Here is a 12,270-nt window from a genome sequence, read left to right on the forward strand (position 1 = left end):
TTTTTTTTCACGAAGGGGAAGGGTTGAGGTTGTAGAAATGCCAAAAGTTTAATGGCCGGAGTCCGTTGCTGGTGTGTAATAGTCAAAAAAGTGTACCAATTGTCATGATGGCCTGTCTCCAAGCTTTCTTATTTTCCAGATTTGTCAAATTTGTCAAATTTGCGGATTGTGAATTTTCGTGCCAAGTACTTCGGTGTTGGATAACCTTTTTGAAGCCAACTGCGCCGGCATCGGAAGAGCGCACTCGCGGTAAAATACCCGGATGACTTCCCCGACTTTCACCCACCTGCGCGTCCACTCCGAATACTCCATCGTCGACGGCCTGGTCCGCATCGACGACCTGGTCAAGGCGGCCGTCAAGGACAACCAGCCGGCGCTGGCCGTGACCGACCTGGCCAATACCTTCTGCCTGGTGCGTTTCTATAAAGCGGCGCGCGGCAAGGGCATCAAGCCGATCGTCGGGGTCGACGCCTGGATCACCAACGACGACAACCGCGACAAGCCGCACCGGCTGCTGATCCTGGCCAAGAACCACACCGGCTACCTGCAGCTGTGCGACCTGCTGGCGCGCGCCTGGCTCACCAACCAGCACAAGGGCCGCGCCGAGCTGCGCACCGAGTGGCTGGAAGCGCTGGCCACGTCCGTCTCGACCTTGAACCCCGACGAGCCGCAGGATAACGCCCTGATCGTGCTGTCGGGCGCCCATTTCGGCGACGTCGGCCAGGCGATCGAGAATGGCGACCTGGCGAAGGCCGAGGCCAATGCCGAGCGTTGGGCGAAGATCTTCCCGGGCCACTTCTATATCGAGATCCAGCGCGCCGGCCAGCCCAACCAGGAGCAGCAGGTGCGCCATTCGGTGGCGCTGGCCGGCCGCCTGGGGCTGCCGGTGGTGGCGACGCATCCGGTGCAGTTCCTGGACAAGAGCGAATTCATCGCCCACGAAGCGCGGGTCTGCATCGCCGAGGGCGAGATGCTGGCCAACGCCAAGCGCGTGCGCCGCTTCAACGAGAACATGTGCTTCAAGTCGCAGGCCGAGATGGCCGAGCTGTTCAAGGACTTGCCGGGCGCGCTCGCCAATTCGGTCGAAATCGCCAAGCGCTGCAACGTCACGCTCACGCTGGGCAAGCCACAGCTGCCGAACTTCCCGACCCCGGGCATGACGATCGACGAATTCCTGGTCGCGGAAACGAAGAAAGGCCTCGAGGAGCGCCTGGTCCAGCTGTATCCCGACCCCGTCAAGCGAGAGCAGGAGCGCCCTCGCTACGAGGCGCGCCTCGAGTTCGAGAACAAGACGATCATCAACATGAAGTTCCCGGGCTACTTCCTGATCGTGGCGGAGTTCATCCAGTGGGGCAAGAACAACGGCGTGCCGATCGGCCCGGGCCGCGGCTCGGGCGCGGGTTCCCTCGTCGCGTATGCACTGAAGATCACCGACCTCGATCCACTGAAGTACAACCTGCTGTTCGAGCGTTTCCTGAATCCCGAACGCGTCTCGATGCCCGACTTCGACATCGACTTCTGCCAGGAAAAGCGCGAACTGGTGATCCAGCACGTGAAGGACCTGTACGGCCGCGACGCGGTGTCGCAGATCGCCACCTTCGGCACCATGGCGGCCAAGGGGGCGATCCGCGACGTCGGCCGCGTGCTCGATTTCGGCTACAACTTCTGCGACGGCATCTCCAAGCTGATCCCGTTCAAGCCGGGCAAACCGGTCTCGATCGCCGAGGCGATCGAAGAAGAGCCGCTGCTCAAGGAGCGCCTCGAGAACGAAGAAGAGGTCAAGCAGCTGCTCGACCTGGCGCAGCAGGTCGAGGGCATCACGCGCGGCATCGGCATGCACGCCGGGGGCGTGCTGATCGCGCCGGGCAAGCTCACCGACTTCTGCCCGCTGTACACCCAGGGCGGCGACGCCGGCGTGGTGTCGCAGTACGACAAGGACGACGTGGAGGCCGTGGGCCTGGTCAAGTTCGACTTTTTGGGCCTGACCACGCTCACCATCCTCGACCGCGCCGTCAACTACATCAAGGATCTCGATCCGGAGGAAAGCGAATTCGACCTGGCCAAGCTGCCGCTGGACGACCGCGCCTCTTATAAACTGCTGTCCGACGCCAAGACGGTCGCGATCTTCCAGCTGGAGTCGCGCGGCATGCAGGGCATGCTGAAGGACGCGCGTCCCGACCGCTTCGAGGACATCATCGCGCTGGTGGCGCTGTACCGTCCGGGCCCGATGGACCTGATTCCCGACTTCTGCAAGCGCAAGCACGGCGAGAAGTTCGACTATCCCGATCCGCGCACCGAGTCGATCCTGTCCGAGACCTACGGCATCATGGTCTACCAGGAGCAGGTGATGCAGATGGCGCAGATCGTGGGCGGCTACTCGCTGGGCGGCGCCGACATGCTGCGCCGCGCGATGGGCAAGAAGAAGGCCGAAGAGATGGCCGAGCACCGCGAGATCTTCCGCGCCGGCGCCGCCAAGGATGGCTTGTCGACCGAGAAGGCCGACGAGATCTTCGACTTGATGGAAAAGTTCGCGGGCTACGGCTTCAACAAGTCGCACGCGGCCGCCTATGCGCTGCTGTCGTACCACACGGCGTATTTGAAGGTGCACCACACCGCCGCGTTCATGGCAGCCAATATGTCGCTGGCGATGGAAGACACCGAGAAGATCAAGATCCTGGTCGAGGATGCGAAAGAGGTCTGCAAGCTCACGATCCTGCCGCCGGACGTCAACGAGTCGCAGTTCCGCTTTACGCCCGAGGGCGAGGCCAGGTCGAAGACCGGCAAGCAGGTGACCAATATCCGCTACGGCCTGGGCGGCGTGAAGGGCGCGGGGCAGGGCGCGATCGAGGCCATCATCGCCGCGCGTACCGAGGGCGGCAAGTTCAAGGACCTGTTCGATTTCACCAAGCGCGTGGACCGCAAGCAGATCAACCGCCGCACGATCGAATCGCTGATCCGCGCCGGCGCCATGGACGCGTTTGGCGTGGACCGAGCGATATTGCTGGCATCGGTGGCCTTTGCGATGGAGGCGGCCGGCCAGGCCGCCGCTGCCGCCAACCAGGTCAGCCTGTTCGGCGGCGACGATTCGGATCTTGTGGCGCCGCCCGAGTACGTCAAGGCCACGCCCTGGACCGACCGCCAGAAGCTGTCCGAAGAAAAGATCGCGCTCGGCTACTACCTGTCGGGCCATATGTTCGACTCGTACGCGCAAGAGGTGCGGCGCTTTGCCAAGACCAAGCTGAAAGACCTGGAACCGTCGCGCGACCCGCGCATGATGTGCGGCGTGATCTCGGGCATCCGCACCCAGATGACCCAGCGCGGCAAGATCCTGATCGTGGCGCTGGACGACAAGACCGCCGTGCACGAGGTGACGGTATATAGCGAGGTGTTCGAGGCCAACAAGAACGCCTTCAAGGAAGACGAGTTCCTGCTGGTGGTGGGCAAGGTGTCCGAAGACCGCTTCAATGGCGGCCTGCGCATCACGGCCGAGAAGGTATTCGACCTGGCGACCGCGCGCATCCATTATGGGCACAAGCTCGAGATGGATTTGGCGACCACGGTGGATCCGGCGAAGATCGCCGAGGTGCTGCAGCCGTACCGGGTGGCGGACGGAATGCCGGTGAGCCTGCGCCTGCTGACCAACGGCATTCCCTATGTCGTGCAGCTGGGCGACGACTGGCGCGTCGGGCCATCCGATTCGCTCAAGCAGGCGCTCGAGCTGACGCTGGGGGCGAAGGACGTGGCGGTCGAGTACTGACTATGAGCGGGCCGGCCTTGTCGCCGACCGCTCATAATCAGTACACCACCGCCCCTGAAACCGTCGTTCCCGCGCAGGCGGGAACCTAAGCTTGCGTGCGCAGTGGGCACATTTGACCGTTACGGCGGCGCACAGGACTTAGGTTCCCGCCTGCGCGGGAACGACGTGTTTGCGCTAGTGGCGGGGGCGAGGGACGGGGGCTAGTGTCCCGGATGCGCGTGCTCGTGCAAGCCAATCGTGGCCTGGGTCGTGCCGTTCGCGGCCCGCTCTAGCACCACCTTGCGGTTGCTCGATTCCTGGTCGCGCTGGGCCTCGCGGTGCCACAGGTGCAGCACCTCGGTGGCCAGCGCGCCGTCCTTGCGCAGCACGCCGGCGTGGAACAGCCGCACCACGAGATCCGAATCCTCGTGGCCCCAGCCGGTGAAGCTCTCGTCGAAGCCGTTCACCGTCAGCAGGTCCGACTTCCACACCGCCAGGTTGCAGCTCTTGATGCGGCGCCAGCTGAACTTGCGGCGTACGCGGCCGACATCGGGCCAGCGCAGCATCGTCTGGATCACCTTGTTCATGTCGCCGGCCAGGCGGTAGCGCAGACGCTCGCCCACTTTCATGCCCGCGACGTCGACGTGCTCGCGCAGGACGCGCTCGGTGAGCGCCTGGCTGAGCAGGATGCGGCTGCCCGAGACCAGGAAGCCCGGCTGCGCCAGGCTGCGGTGGCGGCGGATGAAGTCGCGCTGCGGGACGCAATCGCCGTCCAGGAAAATGATATAGTCGCCTGTTGCCGCCAGCGTGCCGCGGTTGCGCGCCATGGCGGCGCGAAAGCCGTCGTCCGGCTGCCATACATGTTTCAGGGGCACTGGCGAGCGCGCCGCCAGGCGCTCGATGCACTCCCGCGTGTTGGCAGTGGAGCCGTCATCGGCGATAATGATTTCGAAATTCTTGTCGTCCTGTAAAAAACAGGCTTCCACCACCGCCTCCAGGGCGTCGGGCCGGTTGTACGTGGTGATCACGACCGAAATTGTCTGTGTTTGCTGCATTGCTGTCCGATTCAATAGCCGACTAGGTCGCAAGAATATCCCACAAGAACCTGAATGAACAATAAGCCGCTGATGTCCCGGGAGCCAATGCAGGTTTGGATCGGCTTCCAGGTGTTCCTGTTTCCCTTCCTTAGCCTGACCACCCCATCCGGCATCGGATTTTCCAGCCTCCTGTTCCTGTTGTCGGCCCTGTGCGTGCCGCGCAAGGCCTGGGCCGCGTTGACGCCGCACTGGAAAGAGATCCGCTGGGTGGTCGCGGCGTTCTGGTTCCAGTTCGCGCTGGCCATTGTCGCCCTCCTGGTCCGGCCCGAGGCCGGCCTCGACTCGCTCGACAAGCCGTCGCGCATGCTGCTCGCGCTGAGCTCTATGGCCTTGGTGCTGCTGGCGCGGCCGTCGCCCGCCACCCTGTGGTGGGGCGTGGTGGCCGGCAGCGTGGCCGCGCTGCCCTTCGTGGCCTGGCAGCGCATCGTGCTGCAGGTCGAGCGGCCGGGTGGCTTCCTGAATGCGATCACCTTCGGCGACCTGGCCCTGGTGCTGGGCCTGGTGGCGCTGACGGCGGCGATCGATTATCGCCACCATACCCGCAAGGCGCTCCTGGCCGGGGTTGGGGCGATCGCCGGGCTGGCGGCCTGCATGCTCACCGGCACCCGCGGCGCGTGGGTGGCGCTGGCGCTGGCCGCGCTGCTGTTCCTCAGCTATGCCCAGCTGCTCAGGAGCCGCAAGGTGCGCCTGCTGCTGGCCGGCAGCTTCGCCCTGGTCGGCGCCGCCTTCTTCGTGCCGGCCACCGGCATGCAGGAACGCGCGCTGCAGGGGGTGGACGACGTCCAGACCTGGGTCGACGGCGGCAACGTCTTCACCAACGTCGGCACCCGCCTCGAATTGTGGAAGGGCGCCGCGATCCTGATCGAGGAACGGCCGCTGTTCGGCCTGGACCGCAACACGGTGCGCGCCGAGATCCGCCACCTGGTGGAGCAGGGCACGCTCGATCCGGCGATCCTGTCGCTCGAACACCTGCATAATGACGCCCTGCAGGCGCTCGCCACCGGCGGCGTGTTCGGGCTGGCGGCCTGGATCGGCATCCTGGCGGCGCCCTTCATCTTCTTCGCGCGCCAGATGGGCCGCGTCAGCGCCGACGCGAAGACCCGCTTCGCGCCGGCGCTGGCCGGCATGCTGGTGGTGCTGTGCTACTTCAGCTTCGGCCTGACCGAAGTCATTTTCTGGTCCCTCAAGGGCAGCATGTTCTATGCGCTGATGGTGTTCCTGCTCATGGGATTCTGCCTGGCCGCCCAGCCGGCAAGGGAAGCAAAGGTTGAACAACGTGGAAACTAACCTCATCATCCGGCGCCTGCTCGCGCTGGTCAAACCGTACCAATCGCGCGCCTGGATGGCGCTGCTGTCGATGGCCATCACGGCCGCCACCCAGCCGCTGCTGGGCGAGGCGCTCAAGGTCCTGCTCGACGACGGCTTCAAGGACAACGTCGGTTTCAGCCTGTGGTGGATCCCGACCATCCTGGTGTCGATCTTCATCCTGCGCGGCGTCGGCACCTTCGGCACCGCCTATTTCAATAACTGGGTGCTGTCCCGGGTCCTGAACGACATGCGTGCCATGGCCTTCGAAAAGGTGTTGCGGCTGCCGGTCGCGCGCTACCAGGACGAATCGACGGGCAAGATCATCAACACCGTGGTCAACGACGTGCGCCAGGTGGTGGACATGATCCAGTCGGTGTTCGTGGCCTGCGTGCGCGACGTGCTGGTGGTGATCGGCCTGCTCGGCACTTTGCTGTACCTGAACTGGAAGCTGACCCTGGTCGCCATCATCGTGATCCCGCTCACCGCCGTCATCGTGCGCACCACCACCAAGCGCCTGCGCAACCTGAACCGCGAGAGCCAGCGGGTCACCGCCGAGATGACCGGCGTGGTCGAAGAAGCCGCGCGCGGCCACCAGGTGATCCGCGTGTTCGCCGGCGAAAGGTACGAGCGCCAGCGCTTCCACCAGCGCAGCGAAGCCCTGCGCGGCTTCTCGCAGCGCATGACGGTGGCCTTCGCCGCCACCACTCCGGTGACCCAGATCGCCACGTCTCTGGCGCTTTCCCTCGTCATCGTGCTGGCGATCCAGGCCGATATGACGGTGGGCGAATTCACCCAGTTCGTGACCATGATGCTGATGCTGCTCACGCCGCTGAAATCGCTGGCCGAAGTGAACGGCCCGATGCAGCGCGGGATGGCCGCCGCCGAGACCGTGTTCGGGATCATCGACTCGGAACCCGAGGTCGACACCGGCAGCCGCGAACTCGGTCGCGCGCAAGGCCACCTGGTGCTGGAGGACGTGGTGTTCCGCTATCCGAACGCGCTGAGCCCGGCCATGAACGGCGTCTCGCTCGACGTCAAGCCAGGGCAGACGGTGGCGCTGGTGGGCGTGTCGGGCGGCGGCAAGTCGACCTTCGTGAACCTGGTCACGCGCTTCTACGATCCGGAAGCCGGCCGCCTGCTGCTTGACGGCGTGCCATACACCGACATCAAGCTGGCCTCGCTGCGCGGCCAGCTGGCGATGGTGAGCCAGAACGTGGTGCTGTTCGACGATACGCTGGCAGCCAATATCGCCTACGGCGCCGAGCAGGTCGACTACGAGCGCCTGGCGGCGGCGGTGCGCGCCGCGCATCTGACCGACGTGGTGGCGCGCCTGCCGGACGGCATCGACACCCGCATCGGCGAGAACGGCTCGCGCCTGTCGGGCGGCCAGCGCCAGCGGGTGGCGATCGCGCGCGCGATCTACAAGGATGCGCCTGTGTTGATCCTGGACGAGGCCACGTCGGCCCTGGACAACGAGAGCGAACGCGCGGTGCAGGCGGCGCTCGACACCCTGATGGCCGGCCGCACCACGATCGTGATCGCGCACCGCCTGTCGACCATCGAACGCGCCGACCGCATCGTGGTGATGGAGGCCGGGCGCATCGTGGAGCAGGGCACGCATGACGAACTGCTGGCGCTCAAGGGCATGTATGCCAATCTGTATCACCTGCAGTTCACGGCGGCCGAGGCGCAGTAAGACCTTCGGCTCGCGGCCTGAATACGTCGTTCCCGCGCAGGCGGGAACTTAAGTCTTTCGCGCAGCCACTACGTTTTGTGTAAGTGGTGCAGCATGATACTTGGGTTCCCGCCTGCGCGGGAACGACGTGCTGGGGCTGATGGTATTCGCTCAGCGCGCGTAATGCGCCGCCTCCCCCGCATGCTCGTGACCGAGGCTGACGCCATTGGCCCGTTCCTGCACCGCTTCCACATAGCGCTTGAGCGCATCGGCCAGCGACGGCAATAGCAGGCCGCGCTCGCTGCTCATGGCGCTGTAGCCCGGCCGGCGGGCGGCGTAGCCGCAGTCCTCGATCGAGACTTCCTGCAGCCTGTCGCTCGAGACCCCGGCCGCCGCGCAGGCGCGCCGTGCCAGCTCGGCCCAGCTCAGCGCTTCCCCATTCGTCAGGTGCCAGATCCCGCGCTCGCGGTCGATCAGGAGGTCCAGCGACACGTTGACCAGGTCTGGTACATAGGTCGGCGACACGGTCGCGTCGCGCGCCGCCTGGAACGGCATGCCAACGTCGAGCGCGTTCAGGGCCTGGGTCACGAAGTTGTGCTGGTCCCAGGGACCGAAGAAGGCGCTGGTGCGTATCACCAGCGCCTGCGGGTCAGCGTCCAGCGCGCGCTGCTCGGCTTCGAGCTTGCTGCGGCCGTACACGCCGAGCGGGTTGGCGGCGTCGGATTCCACGTAGGGCTGCTCTCTGGCGCCGTCGAACACCAGGTCGCTCGAGAAGGTCATGAAGCGCAGCGCGTGGCGGATAGAGGCCAGCGCCAGCACGGTCGGGCCCAGCGTGTTCTCGCGCATGCAGCGATCGACGTCGGCTTCGGCCTCGTCGACCCGCACGTAGCCGCCGGCATTGACGATCGCCCACGGCTTGAAGCGCACGATCGCCGCTTCCACCGAGGCCGGATCGGTGATGTCCATCTCCTGGCGCGTCAGCACGTGGCAGGCCAGGTTGCGCTTTTCGCAGATGCGCTTGAAGCTCGAGCCCAGCGTGCCGGTGGCGCCCGAGATCAGGATCGGCTGCACGTGGTTCGACTTGAACTGGCTGCGCACGGCGATGTCGGCCACCGCCGTGCGGGTTGCGACCGGTTTGCACAGGAAGCGGCCCGGCCGGCGCCACCAGCCTTCGCCCTGCAGCACCGGATTGGACAGCGGCCGCTTGCTGGCCAGCTCGCGCATCAGGGTGGCGAGCGCGGTCGGCCGCGGCGCCGGGCCGCGCACGTCGAACGGGCCCGGCTCGTAGTAGCCGCGGCATTCGGTCACCAGGCAGTTCCAGTCGAAGGAGCCGAGCAGGGCCCACACCGTGACCGCGCGCACGTCGGCGCCTTGCTGGCGCGCCTTGAGCGCGGCATTCCAGATCTCGAGCAGCCAGCGCATCTGGTCTTCGCGGTTGGCGTCGATATGGGCTTCGGTGACCGCGATCGGCAGGCCATAGCGCTCCCAGGTTTCCATCAGCAGCGGAGCGATGCCCGGCGTCGGCGTGGCCAGCGCGCGCGGCGCCTCGATGTCGGCATGCGGCACGCGGCGAAACACGTGGCGGTGGGTTTCCGGATAGCGTTCGGGACGATGGTCGAGCCAGCGCTCGCTGGTGATGTAGTAGTTCACGCCGATCACGTCGGGCGGGCAGGGATTATCGCGGAACCAGCGCAGCTCCTCCTCGCCGGCGCCCGATTCGCGCAGGTAGGTCCACAGCTGATGGTTCTCGTCGATCATCCCGCACAGCAGGTCCCAGGCCAGCCAGCGGCGCTCGTTGAAGAAGCCGCTGATCTCTTCCATCTCGGGGGTGCCATAGGTCTTTGACAGGTCGTCGGTCTGGACCAGCTTGGCCTCGGGATTGACGGCGCGGATCGCGCGCATCGACAGCACGGTGGCGCGGCACTGCACCAGCAGGGCGCGCACGAAGGTGGCTTCGTCGCCGCCGTGTGGATACCAGACCCCGGCCAGGCCCGAGAAGCGCGCCGTGGTGCAGATCTCGTTGACCGGCGTGTAGTACTCGACCCAGGGGTAGCGCGCCGCCACCGCGCCGGCGTAGTCGGCCAGCAGTTCGGGAAAGGCGTGATCGACCAGGCTGGTGTGGCGCGGGCCGCTGCCGTGGTGGACCAGGCCCACGATCGGATTGATGCCCAGTTCGCGCAGCGCCGGCAAGCGCTCGTCCGGCCAGGACCAGTCGGGTTTGTCGACGCCGTCGGGCGCGGTGCGTTCCCACAGCACCGGATAGCGGATCGCCTCGATGCCGAGCGAAGCGAAGCGTTCGATGTCTTGCAGGCGGCCGGCGTGGCCGTTGCGGTCCATCTGGCTGAAGTAATTGTCGCGTACGCGGTTGACCGTGCATTCGAGACCGCCCCACAGGGCAAGGTCCGGCGTGGAGGCGTCGGTTTGAATATTCATGAAGTCGGTACCTGCGTGATGAACACAGATCCCAGCCTAACGGCCCGATGCAACAGCTTATGTGAAGTGGCCCACATAACCGGCTTTTTTCGGACAAATCCTACTTTCTGTCGGCATTAAAATAGAGGCACGTTGAGCGAGGAGAAAAGCGATGTATATGGTGTACTGGACCGTCGTCGGCGACGCCACGAGCGAGCCCCATGCCCGGCCTTTCGACACCAGCGAGATGGTGCCGGCGATGCAGTTCATGGAAGAGCTGCGCCAGCGCCAGCGCGCCGGCGAAGGCGTGCGCTTCATCACCATGTGCTCGGAGCATCCGGACGTGGTCGGCCATCCCGGCGTCGACGTCACCGGCCCCGGTTACGACTGGAAGAAGCGACGCCGATGATGGAAACTTGGGTCCCCGCCTGCGCGGGGATGACGTAGGGAAGGCGGGACTTGAGGATCTTGCCGCTTGGCGCGGCCGGCAGCGCGTCCATGAACACGATGCGCGCCGGGCGCTTGTAGGGCGCCAGGCGCGGGAGCAGCCAGGCCTGCAGCGCCGCCTCGTCGACCCCATGCGCCTCGACGAAGGCCACCACTTCTTCTTCGGCCGCGGGCAGTGGCCGGCCCACCACGGCCGACTGCACGACCGCCGGATGCGCGTTCAGCGCCGTCTCGACCTCCAGCGGATAGACATTGAAGCCGGAGCGGATGATCAATTCGCGCGTGCGGCCCAGCAGGAACAGGGCGCCGTCGGGATCCTGGCGCGCCAGGTCGCCGGTCGCCAGCCAGCCGCCCGGCTGCAGCGCGGCCGCGGTGGCGGCCGGATCGCGGTAGTAGCCGCGCATGCGTCCCGGGCTGCGTGTCCATAGCTCGCCGGTTTCGCCCGGCGCCACGTCGAGACCATCGCGCGCCACGATGCGCACCTCGACGCCGGGGATCGGCAGGCCGACCGAGGTATCGGTGCGCGGGGTGTCGAGTCGGGTCTGGCTGACGGTCGGCCCGCCCTCGGTCAGGCCGTAACCGTTGTGCAGCGGCAGGCCGAACATGGCTTCGGCCGCGCGTTTCAGGGATGGATCGAGCGGCGAGCCGCCGGCGTAGCAGAAGCGCAGGCGCGACGCCAGCGGCGTATCAGCTTTCTCCATGATCGCCAGCAGGCGTGCATACATCGCCGGTACGCCCTGCACGATGGTCAGTTCGCCGGCGCGGATCGAGGCCAGCAGGGCCCCGGCATCGAAACGCGGCGCCAACTGAAGGCAGGCGCCCGCGTACAGGGTGCCGAGCAGCACCGAGGTCAATCCATAGACGTGCGAGACCGGCAGGCCGCCCCAGGCGCGGTCTTGCGGGGTCAGGCCGCGCAGCCGGCTCGAGGTCGCGGCCACGAACAACAGGCCGGCGTGGCTCAGCATCACGCCCTTGGGCTGGCCGGTGGTGCCGGTGGTGTACATCAGGGCTGCGACCTGGTCGGCGCCGGCCTCGATCGGCTCGGGCACGCAGGCCGTATCCAGGCCGCCGGCCAGCACGCCGTCCACGCCCGCGCAGGGCAGGGCGCCGGCGCGCGCCGCGTGACGGGCGGCGTCCGGTGAATTGCCCGTCACGTAGAGCACGCGCCGCGCGCCGCTGTGCGTGCGGATGGTTTCCAGCTCGCCCTCGCTCAGGCGCGCATTGACGATAACGCTCCAGGCGTCGATGGCGGCGGCGGCGAACAGCAGCGCCACCTGGACCACGCAGTTTTCGGCCACCAGCATCACGCGGTCGCCGGGACGCACGCCGAGTTCGCGCAGCAACGCAGCGTGCGTGTCGGCGACGGCGGCCAGCTGCGCATACGACCAGGTGCGGCCGTCGTCGACGAGGGCCGGGGCGTCCGGGCGCTGGGCGGCGCCGTGGCGCAGGATGTCGCTGATGCGGCGATAGTCAGTGGACTGCATGAGGCGGGCGATGAGTCGACAGGGGCGAACGTTATACCCCCTGGCGCGGTGCATCGCAAGCGAACTTGCATAAAAGTAAATGGTTTCAGCCGTGCGCCACTCTGGAGGTTT

At 66.3% G+C, this 12,270-nt stretch carries 7 protein-coding genes; 4 read left to right on the forward strand and 3 right to left on the reverse strand.

The annotated features are described in order from the left end of the window. Window positions 1–262 precede the first annotated feature (262 nt). A complete protein-coding gene (dnaE, locus tag FVD38_RS18415; RefSeq protein WP_147936167.1) occupies window positions 263–3,757 on the forward strand; it encodes a DNA polymerase III subunit alpha in 3,495 nt (1,164 codons plus the stop codon). A 200-nt stretch (window positions 3,758–3,957) separates the two neighbouring features. On the opposite strand, the gene FVD38_RS18420 is transcribed toward dnaE, so the two are convergent. Next, window positions 3,958–4,791 carry a glycosyltransferase family 2 protein gene (locus tag FVD38_RS18420; RefSeq protein WP_147936168.1) on the reverse strand — a complete coding sequence of 278 codons (834 nt, stop codon included), beginning with the start codon at window positions 4,789–4,791 and terminating at the stop codon, window positions 3,958–3,960. Window positions 4,792–4,878: 87 nt separating this feature from the next. On the opposite strand from FVD38_RS18420, the gene FVD38_RS18425 reads away from it, so the two are divergent. After that, a complete protein-coding gene (locus FVD38_RS18425) occupies window positions 4,879–6,120 on the forward strand; it encodes an O-antigen ligase family protein (protein ID WP_229493807.1) in 1,242 nt (413 codons plus the stop codon). Next, window positions 6,110–7,837: a lipid A export permease/ATP-binding protein MsbA gene (gene msbA, locus FVD38_RS18430; RefSeq protein WP_147936170.1), complete on the forward strand. Its 1,728-nt coding sequence runs from the start codon at window positions 6,110–6,112 to the stop codon at window positions 7,835–7,837. The genes FVD38_RS18425 and msbA overlap by 11 nt, the downstream gene beginning before the upstream one ends. A gap of 150 nt (window positions 7,838–7,987) precedes the next feature. On the opposite strand, the gene FVD38_RS18435 is transcribed toward msbA, so the two are convergent. Beyond that, window positions 7,988–10,249: a family 1 glycosylhydrolase gene (locus FVD38_RS18435; protein WP_147936171.1), complete on the reverse strand. Its 2,262-nt coding sequence runs from the start codon at window positions 10,247–10,249 to the stop codon at window positions 7,988–7,990. A gap of 151 nt (window positions 10,250–10,400) precedes the next feature. On the opposite strand from FVD38_RS18435, the gene FVD38_RS18440 reads away from it, so the two are divergent. Continuing rightward, window positions 10,401–10,637 (forward strand): hypothetical protein, encoded by a 237-nt coding sequence (locus tag FVD38_RS18440; protein ID WP_123069351.1) that lies wholly within the window; start codon window positions 10,401–10,403, stop codon window positions 10,635–10,637. Here the strand turns inward: FVD38_RS18440 and FVD38_RS18445 are convergent. Next, entirely contained in the window at window positions 10,597–12,159 is a 1,563-nt protein-coding gene (locus tag FVD38_RS18445) for a class I adenylate-forming enzyme family protein (RefSeq protein ID WP_229493810.1), read from the reverse strand. The two genes, FVD38_RS18440 and FVD38_RS18445, sit on opposite strands and share 41 nt — an antisense overlap. Window positions 12,160–12,270 lie beyond the last annotated feature (111 nt).

This window comes from Massilia arenae, from assembly GCF_008014745.1.
GTDB lineage: Bacteria > Pseudomonadota > Gammaproteobacteria > Burkholderiales > Burkholderiaceae_D > Telluria > Telluria arenae.